Consider the following 22,693-nt stretch of genomic DNA (forward strand, 5'->3'; position numbering starts at 1 on the left):
GGCCCGCTGTTCCCCCGGTCCGCGCCGCCTGTTCACCTGCGGGCGGAGCCTGCGTTCACCCGCCGCTGGCAGGTTCCGCTGGTGACTCCTTCCTCGCACGGTGCCATGGGCCGCCGCACCGCACTCAAGGGCGCCGCCGCCACGGCAGGCGCCCTGGCCTTCACCTTCTCCAGCCGTTCCTTCGACGCCGAGGCGGCCGCCGCCCCCGCGCACAAGGGCGTGTTCGGCTACGGCGTCGCCAGCGGTGACCCGACCGGCACCGCGGTCGTCATCTGGACCCGGGTGACCCCGCCCCGCAAGAGCCCGAAGGACGCGGTCGCGACCCCCGGCAGCGGCCTCGGCGAGCGCACGCACGTGACCTGGGAGCTGGCGTACGACCGCCACTTCCACCGGATCGCCGAGCACGGCAGCTGCTTCACCCACCCGGACAGCGACCACACGGTCAAGGTCGACGTCACCGGGCTGCACCCGTACACCCAGTACTTCTACCGGTTCAAGGCCGCGGGCGAGACCAGCCCCGTCGGGCGCACCCGGACCGCCCCGGACGTCCCCGGCCGGGCGCACGCCCTGCGCTTCGCCCTGGTCACCTGCTCCAACTACACCGGCGGCTACTTCACCGCCTACCGCCAGATCGCCGCCCGCGACGACCTGGACTTCGTCCTCCACCTGGGTGACTACATCTACGAGTACCCCAACGGCCCGGTCTCGGACGGCTCCCACCCGGACGGCCGCTACGGCCCGGCCGCCCTCGTCGGCGTCCGCGACGCGGAGCCGGCGAACGCCCTGCTGACGCTCACCGACTACCGGCTGCGCCACGCCATCCACAAGGCCGACCCCGACGCCCGGGCCGCGCACCTCGCCCACCCGTGGATCACGATCTTCGACGACCACGAGGTCGCCAACAACGCCTGGGACTCGGGCGCCGAGAACCAGCCGGCGGGCACCACCGCCGCGCAGTTCCAGGAACGCCGCAGGGCCGCGTACCGGGCGTACCTGGAGTGGATGCCGTTCCGCCTGCCCGAGCAGAGCCAGCGGGTTCCGCACCGGGGGACCCGCTTCTTCCGCCGCTTCACCTTCGGCACGCTCGGCTCGCTCTCCATCCTGGAGACGCGTCAGAACCGCAGCCGCCAGGTCGACTTCCCGGGGTTCACCACCGCGGGCGGCGGCTTCGTCCCGACCGCCCTCCCCGGGCTCACCGAGCGGACCGACGCCGCGCTCGCCGACCCGTCCCGGCACCTTCCGGAGCCCGAGCAGCTCGCGTGGCTCAAGGAGGGGCTCAAGGCCGACGACGGCTGGCACCTCATCGGCAACCAGGTCGTGCAGGCGCCGGTCCGCTTCCCCGCCGCCGCCCTGGCCCCCTCGGCGATCAAGAGCAACGGCGGCCCGCTGCCGGACAGCACCCTCCTGGTCAACTCCGACCAGTGGGACGGCTACCAGGCCGACCAGGCCGCGATCACGGCCGCCTACGCCGCATCGCCCGGCGACGTCGTCGTCCTCACCGGTGACATCCACTCCTCCTGGGCGACCGAGATCCCCTCCACCGCCGCGGCCACCGCGCCCGGCACGACCGCCTACACCTCGGCGGCCGTCGAGTTCGTGACGCCGTCCGTCACCTCGGACGGGTTCTACGAGCAGGTCGCCCCGATGCTCCAGGCCCGGAACCCCGCGGTCACCCCCGAGCAGGTGGTGGCCACCGTGAAGCAGCTCATCGCCTCCTCCCGCCAGGTCAACCCGTGGGTCCGCTACCTCGACGGCGTCGGCCACGGCTTCTCCGTCCTGGACGTCACCGAGGAGCGCGTCCAGGCGGACTTCTACCTCACTCCGGTCCCCACCACCGCCCAGCCCGACCCCCGCGTGGTCCCGGCCGCCGTCCCGACCTACAGCACCAGCTGGGTCACCGCCAAGGGCACCCGCACCCTCTCCCGGACCGACACCCCCGTGGGCCCCCGCGCCGACAACCCGGCCTGACCCCGCCCCCGGTGACGGTCCACGCCCGCCGGCGTGGACCGTCACCGCACCCGTCCTCGGCCGGTCGGGCCGGCGGCAGGCCCAGGAATGTGACGCTCTGTCATGCACGGAGCTCCGCCGCCCCGGCGGGGGCGCTCGACAGTGCTACTGCTCCTGCTGGCGACGCTGCGGTCCCCTCGTCGGGCATCGTCCTTCGCGGAGTGCGGAGCCGACGGGCGCATCACCCGGATCGGGTATCCGGGGTCGGCGCGGCGCGCGTCCGCGAGCCGCGCGGGCGTCCGGGGAACGGGCCCGGCGGCGGACGCGCCGCTGGGGCGCCGTCGTCCCAGCTGGCGGGGCTCGCGGCGGGAACGGAGCCGACCCGCCATCCGTCCGGTGACGGCCGCCTCCCGCCGTGGCGCCCGGCTGCCCGGCGGTCGGTGGCGCGGTTGCCGATCGGGGTGCCCGCCGTAACGGTGGGGTGGAGTCCTGCCGCCCCGAGCCCCAGGGAGCACCCCCGATGAGCGAGGCCCTGACCGTTCCGGCCCCCGACCTCCGGCGGGTCGGCATCTCCCCGGACCACTGGTACCCGGTGGCGAAGTCGCGCAGGGTGCGGCGGGGCCGCACCTTCGCCGCCGTCTTCGCCGGTCAGCGGATCGCCCTGTACCGCACCGCCAGTGGAACCGTTCACGCGCTGGAGGACCGCTGTGCGCACCGCCAGGTGCCGCTGAGCATGGGCGTGGTCGAGGGCGAGATCCTGCGCTGCTGCTACCACGCCTGGGCCTACCGGGGCGACGGCCGCATCTCCCAGATCCCGTACCTGCCGAAGGGGTGCGAACGGCCGCCGCGCGGTGTCCGTGCCTACCCCGTCCGCGAGGCGTACGGCCTGGTGTTCGTCTTTCCCGGCGATCCGGCCCTGGCCGAGGCGGCCCCGTTCCCGCAGCTGCCCGAGTACGACGCGGCCACGCACCGGACGATGACCTTCTCCCGCACGGTGCGGTGCCACTACTCGTTCATGCACGAGAACCTCCTCGACATGAACCACCAGTTCCTGCACCGCAGCGTCCTCGGCATGATCCGGCCCGAGCTCCTCGGGTACGACAGCGGCGCCCGCCACGTCGAGGCGCGCTACCGTTTCGTGCCCGCCGGCGGGCGGAAGGACCGCGGCGCGGGCCTGCTCTCCGCGGAGCGCCTCGGCGACCGGAACTCGCCCGACGTCATCACCATCCGCACCGAGTACCCGTACCAGACCCTGCGCGACGTCCCCGAGAGCACCGGCCTCCCCGCGTTCTCCCTGTGGGCCGCCTACGTTCCGGAGGACGCCGAGCAGCGCGTCAACCACGCGTACGGCCTGCTGATGATCGCCAAGCCGGCGCTCCCGGGGGCGCTGCACCTCGCCTGGCCGCTCATCCGCCGCTTCACCGAACGCGTCTTCGCCCAGGACCGCATGGCGGTCGAGGCCGAGCAGCGCGCCTGGGACGAGCAGGGCGAGGACCGCAACCACGAGGTGTTCCCGCTCATCCTCGACGTCCGCGACGTGCTGCGGCGCAACGGCGTACCGCTGGACCCGGCCGCACCGGCCGTCCGGCCGGAGCCCCCCGCCGCGGACCGCGCGCAGCCCGCCCGGCCCTGAGCCGGCCGAAGATGCCGGATTGGACGCGCAGACCCGCGTCGCGGCCCTGGTCGTCCGGGGTCGCTCCACCCGCGAAGTGGTCGACGAGCTCCACATCTCCGCCAACACCGTGCAGGAGCACCTGACCGCCGTTTTCGACAAGTTCGGTGTCCGCAGCCGCCGTGAGCTCGTCGCGGCGGTGCTGGCGGACCTGTCGGGATTCGCATAGGGGCACCCCGCCCGGTGGCCCGGGCGGGGTGCCCTGTCGGGGGTGGGCTCGCCGGGAGCCCCGGGGTCAGCAGCTCAGGTTGCTGCCGGTGGGGACGCCGAGGATGCCGGCGAAGTTGGTGTAGGCGTTGACGCGGCTCTGGACCTGGGCGGGGTTGCCGCCGTTGCACTCGATCGAGCCGTTGATGGAGCGGATGGTCTCGCCGAAGCCGTTGCCGTTGACCATCGCGTTGTGCGGGGTCATGGTGCCCGGGCCGTTCTGGGTCATCCAGTACCAGATGCCGGTCTTCCAGGCGACGGCCGCGTCGGTCTGCACCAGGTTCGGGTTGTTCAGCAGGTCGATGCCCAGGGCGTCGCCGGCCGCCTTGTAGTTGAAGTTCCAGCTCAGCTGGATCGGGCCGCGGCCGTAGTACGCGGACTGGCCGGCCGGGCAGCCGTAGGGCTGCGAGGTGTCGCAGTAGTGCGGGTAGTTCGCGGTGTTCTGCTCGACGATGTACACCAGGCCGCCGGTCTCGTGGCTGATGTTGGCGAGGAACGCCGCCGCCTCCTGCTTCTTCACCGTGTCGGAGCCGGTGTTGGCGAACGCCGGGTAGGCGCTCAGCGCGGTGACCAGGCCGGAGTAGGTGTAGAAGGAGTTCCGGCCCGGGAACATCTGGTTGAACTGGGCCTCGGAGACCACGAACCCGCCCGGGTTGGGGGTGGTCGGGCCGGAGCTGGTGCTGCCGCCGGTGCAGGTGTAGGGGCTCCAGAACCAGGTGGAGACGGTCGGGTCGTAGCCCGGGTTGTCGTGCGTGGCGATGTAGTACTGGCCGTTGGGCGCGTACTTCACGATCGCGCCGGTCGCGTACTGGGCGCCCGCCACCCAGGTCGGGTGGTTGCAGGTGGTCTGGGTCGGGCTGGACGTGGTGCCGCCACCGCCGCCGCAGGCGCCCTGGTCGGCCCAGACCCCGGAGCCCCCGGTGCTCGGGGTCTCGCCCTGGGTCCACCACTTGGCGTTCCAGTTGTGACCGTTGTACGAGGCGGACATCCCGCCGGTGTAGACCTGCGACGCCGAGTACGGCGAGGCGCAGGCCGCCGCCGCGGTCGAGGTGGCCGGCACCACCACGGCCAGGCCGGCCGCGGCCAGCGCGCCGGCCAGCAGGGCGGCGATCTTCTGCTTGTTCATGTGCCACTCCTCGTGGGGGAAGGACGGGGCAGGGCAGGGAACCCGCCGCGCACTCAACTCCAAATGGTCCAGACCTGTCAATAGGTCAGGAGAGGAATGGCATCAGGAAAGTGATGGAATGACAGGAACCTTTACTGTCATTCCTGGATCGCCCGGCCAATTGCCGAATCGACTACTCCTCGTACGACCGATCTGCCCCGAGCAGCGAGAACGTCGCGGGATCCGGCAATCGGATCAGTCCCCGAAGCCGCCTCCGGACGACCGGAACTGATGGCGCGTCACGCAATGGTCTGAACCTATTGACGTTGTGGTCCAGACCTTTCTGATCTCGCGGTGACAGCTGCCGACCGGAAAGCGGGCGTCGGCGTCCTGCTCACGGACCGGCGGCGACTGCGCGCGGGTGCGAACCGCCGTCCGGGGCGGGCACGGCGTCGGCGAGGCGCACTGTGGAAGCGCCTCCGGTTCAACCGCGGGCGCTGCCTCGCTGAGGGCACTCATGGCGGGTGTGCGCGACACGGGTGGGAAGCTACCTGCCGCTCGGCCGCCCTCGGTGCACGGCAGCGGGCCGGGCCCGGCCGACCCGGATCCGCCCTTGTTCCCACAGGCCGGACCCCGCGGCGGAGTCGGCAGCCGAGGCGGGGACGGGACGGCAGTGCCTCGGCGGTCGGGCCGTCCCGGTGCCGGGGCGCGAGGATGCGGGCCGGCGATCGCCCGACGCCGCACGGCCGGTGGCCGGAAGCGTTTCCGGAGACCGGCGCCGATCTGGGCCGCCGGCCGCTGCGGAGCGCCGTCCGGGCCGCCGGACTCGTGGGATCATCGCAGGGTCAGCCGCCCCGTGTAGCCGAGGAGCAAGAGTTTCGATGGATCCGTCGCCCCGGCGCATGCCGACCCTCGACGAAGTGGCGGAGCGTGCGGGCGTCTCGCGCACCGCAGCCTCGCGGGTGATCAACAACGTCCCGCACGTCAGCCGGGCCAAGCGGGAAGCGGTGGAACGGGCCGTCAAGGAGCTCGGCTACGTGCCCAATCCGACCGCCCGGGCGCTGGCCACCCGCAAGGTCGGTGCGGTCGTGCTGGCCGCCTCCAGCGACGAGGCGGGGCTGTTCGCCGATCCGTTCTTCGCCGAGGTCGTGGTGGGCGTGAGCGCCGCGCTGGAGCAGTCCGACCTGGAGCTGATCCTGCTGCTGGCCAACACCCCGCGCGGCCGGGAGCGGCTGCGGCAGATGGTCCGCTCGCGGAGGGCGGACGGGGTGATGCTGATGCCGCTGCACGGCGACGACCCGCTGGGCGGGCTGGGCGAGGAGGCCGGCGTCCCGGTGGTCTTCGGCGGCCTGCCGCTGACCGGGGAGCCGCGCTGGTACGTGGACGCCGACAACCGCGGCGGGGCCAGGCTGGCGGCCGAACACCTGGCGGCGACCGGCCGGCACCGGCCGGTGATGATCACCGGCCAGGCGGGCCAGCGGGTCTCGGCGACCCGCGAGCAGGGCTTCTCCGAAGGGCTCCTGCTGGCGGGCGTCCCGCTGCTGGACGTGGCGTCCGGCGACTTCCAGGTGGAGGGCGGGGCCCGGGCGATGGACGAACTGCTCGACGCGCACCCGACGTTGGACTCGGTCTTCGCCGCCTCGGACAACATGGCGATCGGCGCGCTGCAGGCGCTGCGCCGCCGGGGGCTGCGGGTGCCCGAGGACGTGGCGGTGATCGGCTTCGACGACCTGGCCGGCGCCAGGACGACCAGCCCGCCGCTGACCACGGTGCACCAGCCGGTGCGGGCGCTGGGCCACGAGATGGCCAGGATGCTGGTCGGCGCGATCGACGGCCAGGACCCGAGCCCGCTGATCCTGCCCACCCGCCTGACCGTGCGCGAGTCCGCTCCGGCGACGGCCCTTCCGGCGCCCGCCCCCACCCGCCGGAAGCGCTGACCGCCGCGGGCCGCCCGGCTCGATCCCCCGGGCCCGGCGTGCCCCGCGGCGGTGACGCGGCATCACGGGCGGGCCGACAGCGGAGTCCGATCGCCTGACGAGCCGTTCCGGAAGCGCCCGCCGGGCCCGGCGCCGCCTGGCATGCGGCCCGGCCCGCCGCGGTACGGGGCGGCGCCCCAGCATGACTGGAAGCGCTTCCATGTCATTTTGGGTTTACCGCGACGATCCTCTTGACACCTCCCCCTCATCCAGCTGAAACTTCCGGCACGGCCCTGGAAGCGCTTCCAGTATTGCGCTTCCGATCTCGGGCCGACGCCATCTTCTCGCGAAAGCAGCCGCCCGGCCCGACCGGCGACGCAGCGCATCCTCGCACCACGCCCAGAATGGGAGCGCTCCCAAAATGACTTCTGTCCAGGCCCCACCGGCCGCCTCCGCCGCCCGGGCGGACTTCCGCCGCTTCCCCGCCGACTTCCTGTGGGGCAGCGCCACCTCCGCGTACCAGATCGAGGGCGCGGCGAACGAGGACGGGCGCGGCGCGTCGATCTGGGACACCTTCTGCCGGACGCCCGGCAAGGTGCACCGGGGCGACTCGGGCGACGTGGCCGCCGACCACTACCACCGCTGGCGCGAGGACGTCGCGCTGATGAAGGACCTGGGCCTCAACGCGTACCGCTTCTCGGTGGCCTGGCCCCGGGTGCAGCCGACCGGGCGCGGCCCGGCGGTGGAACGCGGACTGGACTTCTACCGGCGCCTGGTGGACGGGCTCCTGGAGGCCGGGATCACCCCGCTGGCCACGCTCTACCACTGGGACCTGCCGCAGGAGTTGGAGGACGCGGGCGGCTGGCCGCGGCGCGCCACCGCCGAGCGGTTCGCGGACTACGCCCTGCTGGTGGGCGAGGCGCTGGGCGACCGGGTGCGGCACTGGACCACCCTGAACGAGCCGTGGTGCTCGGCCTTCCTGGGCTACGGGTCCGGCGTGCACGCCCCGGGCCGCACCGACGCGGGCGACGCCCTGCGGGCGGCGCACCACCTGAACCTGGCGCACGGTCTGGGCGCGGCGGCGCTGCGCACCGTCCTGCCGCGCACGGCCGAGCTGTCGGTCTCGCTCAACCTGCACCAGGTCCGGCCGCTCACCGGGAGTCCGGCCGACCTGGACGCGGCCCGGCGGATCGACGCGGTGGGCAACCGGGTCTTCCTCGGCCCGATGCTGCGCGGCAGCTACGCCGAGGACCTGCTGGCGGACACCGCGCACCTGGTGGACTGGGACGCGCTGGTCCGCCCGGGCGACCTGGCGGCGGCCTGCGCCCCGATCGACCAGCTCGGCCTCAACTACTACACCCCGGCGGTGGTTTCGGCGGGCGGCGGCGTCCGCAACGACGCGCACGGCCGCAGCGAGCACAGCCCGTGGTCGGGCGCCGAGGCCGTGGCCTTCCACCAGCCGCCCGGCGAGGTCAGCGCGATGAACTGGAGCATCGACCCGTCCGGTCTGCGCGACCTGCTGGAGCGGATCCACCGGGAGCGCCCGGGCCTGCCGATCGTCATCACCGAGAACGGGATGGCCTGCGAGGACTACGTCTCGCCGGACGGCACGGTCAACGACACCGAGCGGATCGCCTACCTGCACCAGCACCTGGGCGCGGTGCACGAGGCGATCGAGGCCGGCGTGCCGGTGGCCGGGTACTTCGCCTGGTCGCTGATGGACAACTTCGAGTGGGCGTACGGCTACGCCAAGCGTTTCGGCCTGGTGTACGTGGACTTCGCCTCGCAGCGCCGCACACCGAAGAACAGCGCGTACTGGTACGGCGCGACCTGTCGCCGCGGCGGCCTGACCCGCCTCCCCTGACCCACCCCCCTGATCCGCCGACCGGCGGCGCGCCACCTGACCGTGCGCCGCCGGCCGGCGACGTCGGACCGCCTCCCCGGTCCGACGCCAATCCGCCCAGCCCGCAGGCCCGTTGGGCACCCATGCCCGTACGCCCGCCCGAGCTCCAAGGTCCCGCCAACGATGACCACACCCGATGTCCCACCGCCCCTTCCCACCCCACCGCAGCGGCAGGGCCGGTCCGCACCGGCCCGCCGGACGGTCTGAAGGAGAGCCCGCAGATGCGAACGATCGTGCGCCGTCTCGGCTTCTACCTGCTGGCCGGCTTCGCGGCGGTGACCGCCAACTTCTTCCTGGCCCGGCTGCTGCCCGGCAGCGCGCTGCAGAACGTGCTGTCCAAGCTGCGCTCGGCCAACCTCGACCAGGAGGCGATCAAGGCCCTGGAGGCGCAGTACGGCGGGGGCCACGAGAGCCTGCTCTCGCAGTACCTGACCTACCTGAGCCACCTGCTCCACGGTGACCTGGGCGTCTCCACCTCGCAGTCCTCGCCGGTGGCGACCATCCTGGGCGACTCGCTGCCGTGGACGCTCGGCCTGGTGGGCACGGCGACCGTGCTGGCCTTCCTGATCGGCACGGTCGGCGGCATCGTCGTCGGCTGGAAGCGCAGCGGGCTGCTGGACAGCCTGCTCCCGGCCACCACCTTCTTCCAGGCGGTGCCGTACTTCATCCTGGCGTTCCTGGTGATGATGACGCTGGGCTTCTTCGGCGGCTTCTTCCCGTACCAGAACGGCTACGACATCGGCCGGGACGCCGATCTGACGCCGGGTTGGAACGGCCCGTTCGTGCTCAGCGTGGTCCAGCACGGGGCGCTGCCGGTGCTGACCGTGGTGCTGGCCTCGCTGGCCGGCTGGGTGGTCGGCATGCGCAACCTGATGATCACCACGATGGACGAGGACTACGTCCTGGTCGCCGCGGCGAAGGGCCTGGCGCCGTGGCGGGTGGCGGCGGTGGCCGCGCGCAACGCGATCCTGCCGACCATCGCCAACTTCGCGCTGTCGATCAGCCTGGTGGTGACCGGCTCGCTGGTGACCGAGATCGTCTTCACCTACCCCGGCGTCGGCTGGCAGATCTACCAGGCGATCCTCACCGGCGACTTCCCGCTGCTGCAGGGGATCCTGCTGGTCGTCGTCTTCACCGTGCTGGCCGTCAACCTGATCGCGGACATCGCCTACGTCTCGCTCGATCCCCGCGCCCGCAAGGAGGCCTGAGCGATGCCCCGGATGCTCCGTTCCCGCAAGGTGGCCGTCGGCCTGGTGCTGCTGCTGGCCCTGCTCCTGCTGGCCCTGTTCGGGCCGCTGCTCGCCCCGCACTCGCCGGACTTCCAGGCCAACCGCAGCAGCGGCCTGCCGCTGGCGCCCTCCGCCGAGCACTGGCTCGGCACCGACCAGCAGCAGCACGACCTGTTCTCCCGTCTGCTGTCCGGCGGCCGCGACACCCTGCTGATCTCCTTCCTGGCCGGCGCGCTGGCCAACGTGCTCTCGGTGCTGGTCGGCGTCACGGCGGGCTACCTGGGCGGGCTGGCGGACGAGGTGCTGTCCGCGCTGACCAACATCTTCCTGGCGCTGCCCGGCCTGCTGATCCTGATGGTGATCATGAAGCCGCTGCCGCCGGCCGAGACCTCCGACCCGCTGCTGATCGGCTCGGTGATCGCGGTCACCGCGTGGGCCTGGGGCGCGCGGGTGCTGCGGGCCCAGACGATGGCGCTGCGCGGGCAGGACTACGTCGAGGCGTCCAAGGTCATCGGCGAGCGGACCTGGCGGATCATCGTCTTCGAGGTGGTCCCCAACCTGCTGCCGATCCTGGCGTCGGCGTTCATCTTCACGGTGATCTACGGCATCGGCACCTACACCGCGCTGGCCTGGCTCGGCGTGATCAGCCCGGCCTCGGTGACCTGGGGCACGGTGCTCAACGAGGCGCAGGCCTCCGGCGCCGCGATCAACGGCTACTGGTGGTGGTACCTGCCGCCGGCGCTGGCGGTGGCCCTGGTGGGCATCGCGCTGGCGCTGATCAACTTCGGCATCGACGAGATCACCAACCCGCGACTGTCCTCGGCCCGCGGCGGGCGGGCCGCCAAGGTCCACTTCCGGCTGGGGCTGACCCCGGTGCTGCGGGCCGCGGGCCCGTCGTCGAAGACCCCTGAGCGGGACGAACCGCCTTCTGCCGAAGTCGAGTTCGAGCCCACGGCGGTGCGGTCCGCCGCGACCGGCGGAAACCCGGAGAGCATGGAGGCCCAGTCGTGACCGGCGAGCCGATCCTCGAAGTGCGCGAGCTGTGCGTCGACTACGGCCTGGGGGCCGAGGCGGTGCGCGCCATCACCGACGCCACCGTCACCCTGCACCGGGGGGAGGTGCTCGGGCTGGCCGGCGAGTCCGGCTCCGGCAAGTCCACCCTGGCCTACGCGGTCACCCGGCTGCTGCGCGCCCCCGGCGTGATCACCGGCGGCGAGGTCCGCTTCCACGGCCGGGACGGCTCGCTGGACCTGCTGGCGGCGGACGCGGCCGAACTGCGCCGGGTGCGCTGGAACCAGATCTCGGTGGTCTTCCAGAGCGCGATGCACGCCCTGAACCCGGTGGCCAGGATCGACGCCCAGCTGACCGACGCGCTGCGGGCGCACCGCGCGCAGCTGACCGCCGCTCAGCGCACCGAGCGGGCGGCGGAGTTGCTGAAGCTGGTCGGCATCAGCGCGGACCGGCTGCGCAGCTACCCGCACGAGCTGTCGGGCGGCATGCGGCAGCGGGTGATGATCGCGATGGCACTGGCGCTGGACCCGGAGATCGTCATCATGGACGAGCCGACCACGGCGCTGGACGTGGTGACCCAGCGCGAGATCCTCACCGAGCTGATGCGGCTCAAGGACGAGCTGGGTTTCGCGATCGTCTTCATCACCCACGACCTGTCGCTGCTGATCGAGCTGGCCGACACCGTCGCGATCATGTACGCGGGGCGCCTGCTGGAACGCGCCCCGGCCCGGGAGCTGTTCGAGGGTCCGCGGCACCCGTACACCGTGGGGTTGTTGGACTCCTTCCCGGCGCTGCACGGCGAGCGGGTGCGGATGGAGGGGATCCCCGGCTCGCCGCCGGCCCTGACCGCGCTGCCGACCGGCTGCTCGTTCCATCCGCGCTGCCCGTTCGCGCTGGCGCGCTGCGCCGTCGACGTCCCGCCCACCGTGTCGCTCGCGGGCGTCTCCGCCGAGCGGCTGGCCGCGTGCTGGCTGCACGAGGACGGCCGTGAACTGCCGGCGCCGCTGGCCCGATCCCTGGGGAGCACCCTGTGACCAGCCCTGTCGATTCCGCCGCGCCGCGCGTGGTGCACGGCCCGAAGCGGCCGGGCACGCCGGCCCTGGAGGCCCGCGGCCTGACCAAGCACTTCCCGGTGCACCAGGGCCTGCGCGGCCGCAGGGTGGTGCGGGCCGCGGAGGACATCTCGCTGGCGCTGCCCGAGGCGACGGTCACCGCGGTGGTGGGCGAGTCGGGTTCCGGCAAGTCCACGCTGTCGCGCCTGCTGACCCGGCTGATCGTGCCGACCTCGGGTGAACTGCTGCTGGACGGCGAGCCGGTGGGCACCTCGGCCCGGGAGCGCCGGGCGTACACCAGCCAGGTGCACCTGGTCCTCCAGGACCCGTTCTCCTCACTGAACGGCGTGCACAGCGTCCGCTACCACCTGGAGCGGCCGCTGAAGCTGCACCGCAAGGCGCGCGGCGAGCAACTGGGCGCGCTGGCAACGGAGTTGCTGGAGCGGGTCAGCCTCACCCCGGCCGACCGCTACCTCGACAAGTTCCCCCACGAGCTGTCCGGCGGGCAGCGCCAGCGGGTCGCCGTGGCGCGCGGCCTGGCGGTGCGGCCGCGGGTGCTGCTGGCGGACGAGCCGGTGTCGATGCTGGACGTGTCGATCAGGCTGGGGGTGCTCAACCTGCTGGACGAGCTGCGCGAGCGCGAGCGCCTGGCGATCCTCTACGTCACCCACGACATCGCCTCGGCACGCTACCTCGCCGACACGGTGGTGGTGATGTACGCGGGGCAGGTGGTGGAGTCCGGCCCGGCCCGGCAGATCACCGACTCCCCCGCGCACCCGTACACCCGGCTGCTGCTGAGCGCGGCGCCGGACCCGCACCGGACCGCGCCGGTGGTGCTGAGCGGCCGCGGCGCGCCGCCGAGCCTCATCGACCCGCCGAGCGGCTGCCGTTTCCACCCGCGGTGCCCGTTGGCGATGCCGGTCTGCGCGCAGGCCGCACCCCCGACCCTGCCGGCCGGTCCCGACCAGGTGGCGTCCTGCTGGCTGCTGAGCCCGGACCGCACGGCGCAGGCGCTCGACACCACGCCGGCCGACGGCGCCGCGTAGCCGCCCACGATCCCCGTACGTCCCGCGTACGGCGCTTTTCCCCCACCCGAAACCCCTGCCCGGCGGCGTGCGACCGCCGGGACGCGACGTCGGCACCGGCGTCGGACCACAGAAGGAGCACCTTCACCATGAGCCGTTCCACCGTTTGGAGAGCCGCCGCGCTGGTCGCGGCGATCGGCCTCGGCATCACCGCCTGTTCCGGATCGGGCTCGGGCTCGGGCAAGGCCGCGAAGGACCGCACCCTGGTGGTGGAGTCCAGCCCGGTCCCCTCCTTCACCGAGAACTACAACCCGTTCGACGGCAACTCCTTCGTGACCATAGCCAACGCCCGTTCGCTGGTGTGGGAGCCGCTGTTCCAGTTCAACACCTTGACCGACCAGGCGCCGATCCCGTGGCTGGCGAAGGGCTACGAGTGGTCGAACGGGAACCGGACGCTGAAGCTGTCGCTGACCCCGGGCGTCAAGTGGAGCGACGGCAAGGCGTTCTCGTCGGCGGACGTCAAGTTCACCTTCGAGCTGCTGAAGGCGAACCCGGCGGCCAACGGCGGCGGCGCGCCGCTGCCGAGCGCGATCGAGACGCCCGACGCCGACACGGTGGTGATGAACTTCGACGGCCCGCAGAAGGCGAACTTCGTCGGCATCGCGAACCAGTTGATCGTGCCCGAGCACGTCTGGTCGGGCATCAAGGACCCGGCCACCGCGGTGGTCAAGGCCGACCAGCTGATCGGCACCGGCCCGTACCTGCTGGACAAGTTCACCAGCCAGAACGTCACCTTCAAGGTGAATCCGCAGTTCCGGGAGACCCCGAAGGTCAAGCGGATCTCGTTCCCCGCGTACGCCACCAACGACGCGGCCACCCTGGCGCTCAGCGCCGGCGAGATCGACCTCGCGGGCAACAACATCAACAACGTGCTGAACACCTTCGTCGGGAAGTCCCCGCAGAACCACCACCTGTTCCAGAAGAGCGCGCCGTACTTCCCGGCGTCCAACACCGCCTCGCTCTTCCTCAACACCAAGAGCGAGAGCGCCCCGGCGCTGGCCGACCCGGCCGTCCGGCAGGCGATCAGCGCCGGCCTGAACCGCAAGGCGTACGCCAGCCAGTGCGAGACCGACTACGCGCTGCCCGCCACCTCCTCCAGCGGTCTGCTGCTGCCCAACGACGCCAAGGCGCTGGACCCCGCGCTGAAGGACGATCTCAAGCCGGAGGCCGACGCGGCCAAGGTCGATGCGCTGCTCGGCGGGGCCGGCTGGAGCAAGGTCGACGGCAAGTGGACCAAGGACGGCCGGACGATCAAGTTCACGGTCATCGACCCCAACTCGTTCACCGACTACTGGTGCGCGGCGCAGGCGATGGCCAAGGACCTGAACGGCCTGGGCTTCGACGTCAGCGCCAACGGCGCCTTCGACTTCAACAGCTGGAACACCGCGATCACCACCGGCAAGTACGACGCGGCGATCCACTGGGGCCAGGGCGGCACTCCGTACCAGCGCCTGCAGTACGTCCTGGACCCGCGGATGGGCGCGGAGACCGGCAAGGTCGCGGCCGGCAACTTCAGCAAGTACGACCCGTCGAAGTCGCTGGACGCGGTGAAGGCGTTCGAGACGGCGGCCGACCCGGCGGCCGAGCAGGCCGCGCTGCACAGCCTGCAGCAGATCATGTCGCAGGACGTGCCCGCGGTGCCGGTGTTCTACGGGCCGGCCTGGTACGAGTACAACGACACCCACTTCACCGGCTGGCCGAACGAGGGCGACCCGTACATGAACCCGTCGCCGAACAGCCAGGCGTACGAGTACATCATCCTCAAGCTCGCCCCGCGCGACTGACGCACCGCCGGGCGGCGAGCCGCACGCCCACGGGTGGAAGCGCTTCCGGTTCCGCCGGACGGGAGCGCTTCCCCTCCCCCGAGTTCCGCGCCCGGTGCGACGGCCCCCACCGTCGCCCGCGCGCGGTGCACCACAGGCACCACAGGCAGCACCCCACCCACCTGTGCCCCGAGGAGGCCGACCATGCAAGGCTCCGCGCAACCCCGTCAGTCCCGCGGCCGTCGCTGGCTGCTCGCACCGCTCGCCGCGCTCGCGCTGGCCGTCAGCCCGATCGCCAGCCCCGCGGCCAACGCCGCCATCGGCGGCAGCTTCACCGACAACTTCAACTCCTTCGACACCGGGCGCTGGCACAAGGCGGACGGCTGGAGCAACGGCGGCATGTTCAACGCCGGCTGGCGCGCCGACCACGTCTGGTTCAACGGCGGCGTGATGGGCGAGAACCTCGACACCGCGACCTGCCCGGGCGGCTGCTCCGGGAAGCCGTACGCGTCCGGCGAGTTCCGGTCCAACGACCTGTTCTCGTACGGCCGTTTCGAGGCCCGGCTGCAGGCGGTGAAGAACCCCGGCACGGTCACCGGCTTCTTCACCTACACCGGGCCGAGCGACAACCAGCCCTGGGACGAGATCGACGTCGAGATCCTCGGCAAGAACCCGACCCAGCTCCAGACCAACTACTTCACCAACGGCGTCGGCAGCCACGAGACCGTCATCAACCTCGGCTTCGACGCCTCCGCCGGGTACCACGACTACGCCATCGAGTGGTGGAACCAGGGCACCGTCAACTGGTTCGTCGACGGCAGGCTCGTCCACCAGGAGAACGGCTCGCGCGGGGCCCTCCCCACCCACCCGATGCGGCTGATCGCCAACCTGTGGCCCGGCACCGGGGTGGACAGCTGGCTCAACCCGTTCACGTATCCGGGCACGCCGCTCACCGCCCGCTACGACTGGATGAAGTACACCAAGTACTGATGCCGGCGAACCGGTGAGGTGCCCGGAGGCGGGCGCGGGGCCCCGCGCCCGCCTCCGGGTGCGCGAGGGCGGCCGCGGGGCGGGGCGCTGCTCAGACCGGGTCGAGGGTGCTCTCCCGGACCGGCGCCTCCGGGAGTTCGGGCGCGGCGGCCGCGCGCAGCGCGGCCTCGACGCGGCGGTCGGTGGTCATCGACGCGGTGACGGCCGTCATCGCGAGGAGGAGGCCGGCCGCAGCGAAGAGCGGGGTGCGGAGATCGTAGGCGCGGGCCAGCCAGCCGCCGAGGAAGGCCCCGAGCGGGGCGGCGCACATGGCCAGCATGCGGGAGGTGGAGGCGACCCGGCCCATCAGGCGGGCCGGGACGATCGCCTGCCGGAGGGACGGCCCGAGCACCATCGTGGCGCCCATGGCGGCCCCGCAGACGGCGAGCGCCAGGGCGGCCGCGTACGCGTTCGGGGCGGCGGCCAGCCCGAGGATGGCCAGCCCCTCGACGGCGGCCGTGCAGGTCAGGGCGGTGCCGGTGCCGAGTCGCCGGCCGAGCCGGGAGGCGACGGCCGCACCGAGCAGGCCGCCGGTGGCCTCCGCCGTGAGCAGCAGGCCGAAGCCGAAGCCGCCGACGCCGAGGCGGTCGTGGGCGAAGAGGGCGAGCACGGTCTCCACCGCGAGGAAGGCGACGTTGCCCACCGCCGGGCGCAGGGCGAGCCCGAGCAGCAGCCGGTCCCGGAAGACGTGCGAGGCCCCGGCCCGCGCCTGGCGGAGCAGGGACTCGCGGGCCTCCGGGCGGGGGCGCGGCGTAGCGGGCAGGCTCCGGACGAGCAGGGCGGAGAGCAGGAACGACACCGCGTCGGTGAGCAGCGGGACCGCGCGGCCGAGCGCGAGCAGCGCGCTGCCCGCGGGCGGGCCGGCGAACCCGGACATCGCCGTCTGGGCGCCGCGCAGGCGGGAGTTGGCGCGCTCCAGCAGTTCGGGGTCCCGGCGCAGCAGGTCGGGCAGGTAGGCCGTGGCCGCGGTGTCGAAGAAGAGCCCGCCGAGGCCGAGCAGGAACGCGACGGCGGCGAGCAGCGGGATGGTCAGCAGGTCGAGCGCGGCGGCCGCTGCGGGTGTCGCGAGCAGCGCCGCCCGGGCGGCGTCCGCGATCCACATGGTGCGCCGGCGGTCCCAGCGGTCCACCAGCGCACCGCCGAGTATCCCGAAGAGCAGCCAGGGCAGCGTTCCGGCGGCGGTGACGACGGCGAGCGCCATCGGGTCCCGGGTCAGCGTCAGCGCGAGCAGCGGCAGCGCGGCGTGGGTCACGCCGTCACCGAGCGAGGAGACGGTCTGGGCCGTCCACAGCCGTCCGAACCCGGTCGGCAACTTGCTTGCTTTCGTGGTCACTTGGCGTCCTCCTCGGCCTCGTCGCGCGGCGCGGGGCGGAACAGCGCGAAGACCAGCGAGGTGTCGGGCAGCGCCGGGTCGGACAGTGTCCGGTACTCGTCCGCCAGCGCGTGCAGCCGCTCGCCCAGCTCGGCGACCTGCTCGTCGGTGAGCCGCAGGTGTGCCATCCGCACCTGCCGCCCGTCCACCGGCGACGCCTCCAGGTCCGCGACCGCGTGGCGCATCAGTACGTCCGGCCCGCCGCGGCCCGGGTCCGGCAGGGTGATGGACCGGACGGCCATCGCGTAGTACCGCTCGGTGACGCCCCGCACCTTGCGCGTCCGCACCACCTTCACCAGCCCGGCCCGCTCCAGCAGCCGCACGTGGTAGCTGGAACTGCCCTTCGCGAGCCCCACCCGGGCCGCGATCTGGGTGATCGTCGCGGGCTCGAAGCGGAGCACCGCCATGATCCGGTGGCGCGTCAGGTTGGAGACGGCGCGCAGCTGTTCGTCCGTGGTGACGTGAAACGTCTCGGGAAGGTCGTCGGTAGGCACAGAGCAATGGTCAACGATCCTTGACCATTGCGCAAGGGGTTTGCCGTCGCCGTTCGGCGCGGATCGGGACGACCCCGCACGCCCGGCGGCCGGAACCGGGCCGGACCCGCGCCTGCGCTCTTCCACAGGCCGAGGCGGCGGCCTAACGTTGCATCATGGGCAGGGTGCGGGTGGACCGTTCGAATCCCGATGTGGTCGACGTGGTGCTCCGTGACGGCGCCGGGCCGCTCGGCCACGCCCTCGCGCGCTGGCCCGGCGAGGTGCCGGGGTCACTCGTGGCGGGGGCTGCGTGCGGCCTGCCGGTGTACGCGGTCATGGGGCTGGTCCTCGACGCGCAGCCGTGGCAGCTGTGGACGGCCGTCGGGATCGCCGCGGCGCTCGGACTCGTCGTCAACACCTTCGTGGTCCTTTACGGCGCCCACCGGGACGTGCACCGCCTGCGGTTCTCCCCCGCCGCCGCCCCGGACACGCTGGTCGTCGTCCGGGCCAACCGCGCGGACCGGCCGCGTCCGCTCACCGACGTGCGACAGATCTGGATCGAACACTCCGTCACCGAGTCGCCCGTGCCCGGCCGGAAGCCCGTCTTCGCCAGGGTCACCCTGTACGTCCTGCTGAGCAACGGCCGGCTGATCCGGCCCACGGCGCTGCCCCCGTTCACCACCGACACCGCGGCCCTCGACCAGGAGCTGCGCGACCTCCTCGGGGCCACCGCCGTCCAGGTCGACCTGGTCGTCCGGCGCCGCGTGTACTCCCCTCTCTGAACGGCCCTCCGGACGACGGGACCGGGCGGCGAACGCGCCGGGGCCACGACGGGGGCAGCGGGGTGCCGACGAGCCGGACGCGCAGGCGGCCCGGGCTCGACACCGGGCGACCCGAGCCGCCGGGCCGGGCGGGCGTGGGCTGCCGACGGCGTGTCAGCTCCCGCGGTGCTCCGGGTTCCCGTCGGTCGGGTGGGGGCGGACCGGCTCGTCCTCGGTGGTGATCCGGGTGCCCGGGTGGGCCAGTGCGCAGAGGAAGGCCGCTGCGAGGGCTGCGGCCATGCCGTAGAGCACCGGGCGGTTCGCGGCGGCGAAGTCCGCCCGGAGCGCGGCCAGCAGGCCGGGGTCGGTTCCGCTCGGTGCGGATCCGCCGGTGCTCGATCCGGTGAGGCTCCTGGTGATGTGCTCGGCCGTGCCGCGCGCCGCGGCGGCCGGGAGTCCGCGTCCTTCCAGGGTGGCGGTGATCCGGTCCGTCGCGGTGTGCAGCAGGACGGTGCCGAGAACGGCGAGGCTCACGCTCGCCGAGTAGTTCCGCACGGTCTGGGTGATCCCGGTGACCTCGCCGTACGAGCGGCCGATCGCCCGGTTCACCGCGTCCGTGGAGGCCGGTGTCAGCAGCAGGCCGATCCCGACACCGGCGAGGACGATCCACGCCCACTGCGCGCCCAGCGACAGGTCGGTGATCTTCACCGCCCAGCCCGCGAAGCCCACCGCGCCGACCACGGTTCCCAGCAGCATCGCCGGCTTGGCCCCGGTCCGGTCCAGGATCCGTCCGCCGATCTGCGAGGCGGGGCCGAACCCGGCGAAGAACACCAGCAGGTACAGGCCGGCCTCGTTCGCCGAGTAGCCGAGCGCGACCTGCGCGTACACCGAGGCGAAGAAGAACACCGGGACGAAGGACATCATCGCGAAGAAGAGCACCGCGTTGTCGACCGAGAACGCCCGGTCCGCGAAGACCCGCATGGTGATCAGCGGGTCGCGGCTGCGCAGCTCGACCAGCACGAACAGCACCAGCACGACCAGGCCGCCGACGATGCAGCCCCAGGTCGCCGCGCTGTCCCAGCCCCACACCGCGGCCTGCTGCAGGCCGAGCACGCTCAGCCCCATGCCCGCCGCGACGAGCACCGCACCGGGCCAGTCGATCGGCTCGGGCCGCGGCGTGTTCCGGATCCGGGCGAGGAAGGTCAGCACCAGGGCGACCACCGCCACCGGCACGTTCACCCAGAAGATCGCCCGCCAGGTCCAGCTGGTCAGCCAGCCGCCGAGGATCGGGCCGATCGCGGTCAGGCCGCCCGCCACGCCGAAGAACAGCGCCAGCGCCCGGCCGCGCCGCTGCACCGGGAAGACCTCGACCACCACCGCCAGCGCGGCGGGGAACAGCAGGGCCGCCCCGAAGCCCTGTACCGCGCGGAAGGAGATCAGCCAGGGCTCGGCCGCGTTCCCGGTCGGCACCGCCCCGCAGAGCGCCGAGGCGGTCACGAACACCACGGTGCCGACCAGCATCACCCGCTTGTGGCCGAGGATGTCCGACAGCCGGCCGCCGAGCGCGAAGAACGCGGCGAGCGCCAGCAGGTAGGCGTTGACCACCCACTGCATCGCACCGGCCGACAGCCCGAGTTCGCGGATGATGCTCGGTGCGGCGATCGACACGATGGTCTGGTCGATGAAGGTCATCGCCACCGCGAACAGCATGCCCGCCAGGGCGAGCCGCTCGTTCGTGCCGCCGTTCCGTCCGCCGCTGCCGGCTGCCATGCCGTTCCCCTTCCCGTCACCCGGTGCCACCGGGACGACACTGCCCGGGCGGCGGCCCGGCGGTGCGTTGCACCGCAGCGAAGTCATCCGCTCGGCGCAGGCCCGCCGCCGAGGGGCGCGTCGAGCACCGCCAGCAGTCCGTGGTGGACCAGCGCGCTGGGCAGCCGCGGGTGGTCGGTGAGCACGCCCGCGGCTCGCAGCCGTTCCAGGGCGGGCCCCGCATCGTGGCCGGTGCGCTCCCGCAGCCGGCCCGCCGACACCGCCGGGGTGGCGCGCAACTGCTCCAGGACGGCTGCGGCGGCCCGGTCGCCGGCGACATCGGCGAGCGCGGCGTCGAGCACGCCGCAGTACGCGCCGATGGTGGCGCTGCGGTGGCGGGCCGTCTCGGTGACGGCCCGCGCGAACGCCTCGCCCCAGTGGGCGGGTCGGTCCTCGGCGGCGGCGACCAGCGCCTCGTCGTGCTCCCGCCGGTTGCGGTGGACCCTGCTCTCTCCGGGTGGTGGGCCCCGGGGCCGCGCGCGGGCCGTTGGACGTCGGCGTGAACAGGGGACGGCCCGGGAGGCCGTCGCCCGTCCGGGCGCCCGGCGCGCCGGGGCGTGCGCTCCGGCGGCACGGGGCCGGAACAGGCCAGGGCCACGAGCCGGGCGCGGAAAATACCGCATTCGTCGTAGCCCGTCGGCGGGCGGCTGCGGGCCTGGTCGGCGGACCGGGCCGTGGCCGCCGGGCCCGCGGTGGTGGGAGGCGGGGGCGCCGGTCGGCGGGTGTGGGTTGGCGGGCCCGGGCGGTGGGCAGGGGTGCGGCAGGGCCTGACGGCCCGTCACCGGACCGTGCGCCACCGGCCGGGGGAGGCCGGTCGGCCGTCGGGGGCACGGTGCGGTGCTTGCGTGGGAATGTCGACATGGGGAGGGAGTCGCTGTGACGATCGTGGTGGAGGCCGCGGTGGCGTGTGCCGTGGCGTGGGCGCTGCGCAAGGCGCGTCGGGTCGGCGGGCGGGCGGACGCGGAGGTCGATGCGGTGCTGGACGGGGCGATGGACCGCGTGCACCGGGTGGTGGCGGAGCGGCTCGGTCCCGGCGGGGACGTCCAACGCCTGGAGCAGGAGGCCGTGTTCGCCGTCGAGCGGAACCCCGAGCAGGCGGAGCAGCTGGTGGCCGGCGGCTTCACCCGGCACAGCCTCGAAGGCGCCCTCACCGAGGCGGTCGGCGCGGACGAGGTGTTCGCCGTGCAGCTGGCGGAGGCCGTCGCGGCGTACCGCGAGGCCGCCGGGACGGCCTCCCCCGCCGCTCTCGGCGCCTACGGGGTCACCGTCGGCGGCGACCTCGACATCTCCGCCGACAATGGTTCCGTCGCCGGCGCGGTCATTCACGTCCAGGGCGGTCTGACCTTGGGAAACCCTTCCGGACCCGTCCCGAAGGGAGCCTGACCGAGCCGGGCGGAGCCGCCGTCGGCGGCGCAGTACCTGACGGCCCGTGACAGCTGCCTCGGCGGCTGGCCGGCCGCGGATCCGGTGACGGCGGGGCCGTGGAACCCCGGGCTCCGCGGCCCCGGAACGGTCTCGCCGCCGCAACCGCGCACAGCGGGAAGGCTGCTCGCGCCAGCGAGGCCGAACCCTCCGCTCGGCGGGTGCGGAAAAATCGTGCGGGGGCGGGGCCGAGGTCGGACTAGCGTGGCGGCCATGACGGAACGGGTGGTCACGGTGGTGCTGATGTGCGGGCTCCCGGGGGCGGGCAAGACGACGTACGCGGAGCGGCTGGTCCGGCGCGGCTACGCGCGGCTGTCGATCGACGAGGTGGTCTGGCAGCGGCTCGGGCAGCGGGACGCCGGGCGGGTGCTGGACTCCGAGGCGTACGACCGGCTCAAGGACGAGGTCCGGCGCGAGCAGCGGCGGGAGTTGGTCGAGCTGATGGCCGCCGGTCGTGACGTCGTCGTGGACTACAGCTTCTGGAACCGCGCCTCCCGCGACGACTACAAGGCCCTGGTCGAGAGCCACGGCCACCGGTGGGAGCTGGTGCACCTGAAGGCCGACCGGACGACCCTGGAGCGCCGGCTGGAGGTGCGCAGCCGCGAGGCGGGCCCGAACGCGGTCACCGTCGACACGGCGCTCTTCGACCGGTACTTCACCGACTTCGAGGAGCCGCACGGCGAAGGCGAGCAGGTCGTCGTGCAGTCCCCCGCCTGACGGCGGCGGTCTGCGTCCCTGTCCGGCTCCTGCCGCTACCTCCCGGGGGACGTACGGCGGGCCGAGTTCTGGAGCGTGCTCCGGACGAACGTCGCCGGCACGGTCTTCCTACCGGGGTTGCTCTGCGACGTGGCCTGCTGGTCGGCTCCGTCAGGTTCGTCCGCAACGAGGTGGCGATCCGTCACTGACCCGTCGGGGAGCGGTACTTCGCCGTTTCGGG

The 22,693-nt window shown here is 73.2% G+C and carries 19 protein-coding genes; 14 read left to right on the plus strand and 5 right to left on the minus strand.

Going from position 1 to position 22,693, the window contains the following annotated elements; genetic code table 11:
- Positions 1 to 81: 81 nt before the first annotated feature.
- From BX266_RS00465 to BX266_RS00475, 3 genes are all read left to right on the plus strand, one after another.
- Complete coding sequence (locus BX266_RS00465) at positions 82 to 1,968, plus strand: alkaline phosphatase (protein ID WP_218969223.1); 1,887 nt, start codon at positions 82 to 84, stop codon at positions 1,966 to 1,968.
- A gap of 499 nt (positions 1,969 to 2,467) precedes the next feature.
- Positions 2,468 to 3,580, plus strand: a complete 1,113-nt coding sequence (locus tag BX266_RS00470) for an aromatic ring-hydroxylating dioxygenase subunit alpha (RefSeq protein ID WP_099896950.1) — start codon at positions 2,468 to 2,470, stop codon at positions 3,578 to 3,580.
- 19 nt (positions 3,581 to 3,599) lie between these two features.
- Positions 3,600 to 3,788, plus strand: a complete 189-nt coding sequence (locus BX266_RS00475; RefSeq protein ID WP_259464459.1) for a helix-turn-helix transcriptional regulator — start codon at positions 3,600 to 3,602, stop codon at positions 3,786 to 3,788.
- A gap of 66 nt (positions 3,789 to 3,854) precedes the next feature.
- On the opposite strand, the gene BX266_RS00480 is transcribed toward BX266_RS00475, so the two are convergent.
- Positions 3,855 to 4,952, minus strand: coding sequence for a glycoside hydrolase family 19 protein (locus tag BX266_RS00480; RefSeq protein ID WP_099896951.1), 1,098 nt, complete (start codon positions 4,950 to 4,952; stop codon positions 3,855 to 3,857).
- A gap of 860 nt (positions 4,953 to 5,812) precedes the next feature.
- On the opposite strand from BX266_RS00480, the gene BX266_RS00485 reads away from it, so the two are divergent.
- The 8 genes from BX266_RS00485 (at position 5,813) to BX266_RS00520 (ending at position 15,880) form a co-directional block, all read left to right on the plus strand.
- A complete protein-coding gene (locus BX266_RS00485; RefSeq protein WP_099896952.1) occupies positions 5,813 to 6,868 on the plus strand; it encodes a LacI family DNA-binding transcriptional regulator in 1,056 nt (351 codons plus the stop codon).
- 400 nt (positions 6,869 to 7,268) lie between these two features.
- A complete protein-coding gene (locus tag BX266_RS00490) occupies positions 7,269 to 8,711 on the plus strand; it encodes a GH1 family beta-glucosidase (protein WP_099896953.1) in 1,443 nt (480 codons plus the stop codon).
- Between the two features lie 260 nt (positions 8,712 to 8,971).
- The gene (locus tag BX266_RS00495; protein ID WP_099896954.1) at positions 8,972 to 9,958 is read left to right on the plus strand and encodes an ABC transporter permease; all 987 of its coding nucleotides are present in this window, start codon (positions 8,972 to 8,974) and stop codon (positions 9,956 to 9,958) included.
- A 3-nt stretch (positions 9,959 to 9,961) separates the two neighbouring features.
- On the plus strand, positions 9,962 to 10,990 hold the full coding sequence (locus BX266_RS00500; RefSeq protein WP_099896955.1) for an ABC transporter permease: 1,029 nt from the start codon (positions 9,962 to 9,964) through the stop codon (positions 10,988 to 10,990).
- A complete protein-coding gene (locus BX266_RS00505) occupies positions 10,987 to 12,024 on the plus strand; it encodes an ABC transporter ATP-binding protein (protein WP_099896956.1) in 1,038 nt (345 codons plus the stop codon). Before BX266_RS00500 ends, BX266_RS00505 begins: the two co-directional genes overlap by 4 nt.
- Positions 12,021 to 13,088, plus strand: coding sequence for an ABC transporter ATP-binding protein (locus tag BX266_RS00510; RefSeq protein ID WP_399168746.1), 1,068 nt, complete (start codon positions 12,021 to 12,023; stop codon positions 13,086 to 13,088). Before BX266_RS00505 ends, BX266_RS00510 begins: the two co-directional genes overlap by 4 nt.
- 128 nt (positions 13,089 to 13,216) lie before the next feature.
- Complete coding sequence (locus tag BX266_RS00515) at positions 13,217 to 14,911, plus strand: ABC transporter substrate-binding protein (RefSeq protein ID WP_099896957.1); 1,695 nt, start codon at positions 13,217 to 13,219, stop codon at positions 14,909 to 14,911.
- Between the two features lie 183 nt (positions 14,912 to 15,094).
- Positions 15,095 to 15,880 (plus strand): glycoside hydrolase family 16 protein, encoded by a 786-nt coding sequence (locus BX266_RS00520; protein ID WP_099896958.1) that lies wholly within the window; start codon positions 15,095 to 15,097, stop codon positions 15,878 to 15,880.
- A gap of 91 nt (positions 15,881 to 15,971) precedes the next feature.
- On the opposite strand, the gene BX266_RS00525 is transcribed toward BX266_RS00520, so the two are convergent.
- Positions 15,972 to 17,231, minus strand: a complete 1,260-nt coding sequence (locus BX266_RS00525) for an MFS transporter (RefSeq protein WP_399171198.1) — start codon at positions 17,229 to 17,231, stop codon at positions 15,972 to 15,974.
- A 17-nt stretch (positions 17,232 to 17,248) separates the two neighbouring features.
- On the minus strand, positions 17,249 to 17,785 hold the full coding sequence (locus tag BX266_RS00530) for a transcriptional regulator (protein ID WP_099896960.1): 537 nt from the start codon (positions 17,783 to 17,785) through the stop codon (positions 17,249 to 17,251).
- Between the two features lie 155 nt (positions 17,786 to 17,940).
- On the opposite strand from BX266_RS00530, the gene BX266_RS00535 reads away from it, so the two are divergent.
- Positions 17,941 to 18,546, plus strand: a complete 606-nt coding sequence (locus BX266_RS00535; protein ID WP_143686829.1) for a hypothetical protein — start codon at positions 17,941 to 17,943, stop codon at positions 18,544 to 18,546.
- 153 nt (positions 18,547 to 18,699) lie between these two features.
- Here the strand turns inward: BX266_RS00535 and BX266_RS00540 are convergent, their stop codons facing one another.
- Together BX266_RS00540 and BX266_RS38005 are read right to left on the minus strand one after the other, a co-directional pair.
- Entirely contained in the window at positions 18,700 to 20,295 is a 1,596-nt protein-coding gene (locus BX266_RS00540) for an MFS transporter (RefSeq protein WP_259464460.1), read from the minus strand.
- 83 nt (positions 20,296 to 20,378) lie between these two features.
- Complete coding sequence (locus BX266_RS38005; RefSeq protein ID WP_143686830.1) at positions 20,379 to 20,957, minus strand: hypothetical protein; 579 nt, start codon at positions 20,955 to 20,957, stop codon at positions 20,379 to 20,381.
- Positions 20,958 to 21,210: 253 nt separating this feature from the next.
- Here BX266_RS38005 and BX266_RS00550 point away from each other — a divergent pair, with 253 nt between their 5' ends.
- Positions 21,211 to 21,717: a hypothetical protein gene (locus tag BX266_RS00550; RefSeq protein WP_099896963.1), complete on the plus strand. Its 507-nt coding sequence runs from the start codon at positions 21,211 to 21,213 to the stop codon at positions 21,715 to 21,717.
- A gap of 252 nt (positions 21,718 to 21,969) precedes the next feature.
- The gene (locus tag BX266_RS00555) at positions 21,970 to 22,473 is read left to right on the plus strand and encodes an ATP-binding protein (RefSeq protein ID WP_099896964.1); all 504 of its coding nucleotides are present in this window, start codon (positions 21,970 to 21,972) and stop codon (positions 22,471 to 22,473) included.
- Positions 22,474 to 22,693: the final 220 nt, after the last annotated feature.

The sequence above is a fragment of the Streptomyces sp. TLI_171 genome, from assembly GCF_003610255.1.
Taxonomy (GTDB): Bacteria; Actinomycetota; Actinomycetes; order Streptomycetales; family Streptomycetaceae; genus Kitasatospora.

Excerpts from the sequence above, each read along its gene's own strand:
- BX266_RS00500 (WP_099896955.1), top strand. The coding sequence starts at position 9,962 with ATGCCCCGGATGCTCCGTTCCCGCAAGGTGGCCGTCGGCCTGGTGCTG.
- BX266_RS38005 (WP_143686830.1), bottom strand. The coding sequence starts at position 20,957 with ATGCGGTATTTTCCGCGCCCGGCTCGTGGCCCTGGCCTGTTCCGGCCC.
- BX266_RS00470 (WP_099896950.1), top strand. The coding sequence starts at position 2,468 with ATGAGCGAGGCCCTGACCGTTCCGGCCCCCGACCTCCGGCGGGTCGGC.
- BX266_RS00485 (WP_099896952.1), top strand. The coding sequence starts at position 5,813 with ATGGATCCGTCGCCCCGGCGCATGCCGACCCTCGACGAAGTGGCGGAG.
- BX266_RS00520 (WP_099896958.1), top strand. The coding sequence starts at position 15,095 with ATGCAAGGCTCCGCGCAACCCCGTCAGTCCCGCGGCCGTCGCTGGCTG.
- BX266_RS00515 (WP_099896957.1), top strand. The coding sequence starts at position 13,217 with ATGAGCCGTTCCACCGTTTGGAGAGCCGCCGCGCTGGTCGCGGCGATC.
- BX266_RS00495 (WP_099896954.1), top strand. The coding sequence starts at position 8,972 with ATGCGAACGATCGTGCGCCGTCTCGGCTTCTACCTGCTGGCCGGCTTC.
- BX266_RS00480 (WP_099896951.1), bottom strand. The coding sequence starts at position 4,952 with ATGAACAAGCAGAAGATCGCCGCCCTGCTGGCCGGCGCGCTGGCCGCG.
- BX266_RS00555 (WP_099896964.1), top strand. The coding sequence starts at position 21,970 with ATGACGGAACGGGTGGTCACGGTGGTGCTGATGTGCGGGCTCCCGGGG.
- BX266_RS00490 (WP_099896953.1), top strand. The coding sequence starts at position 7,269 with ATGACTTCTGTCCAGGCCCCACCGGCCGCCTCCGCCGCCCGGGCGGAC.
- BX266_RS00540 (WP_259464460.1), bottom strand. The coding sequence starts at position 20,295 with ATGGCAGCCGGCAGCGGCGGACGGAACGGCGGCACGAACGAGCGGCTC.
- BX266_RS00535 (WP_143686829.1), top strand. The coding sequence starts at position 17,941 with ATGGGCAGGGTGCGGGTGGACCGTTCGAATCCCGATGTGGTCGACGTG.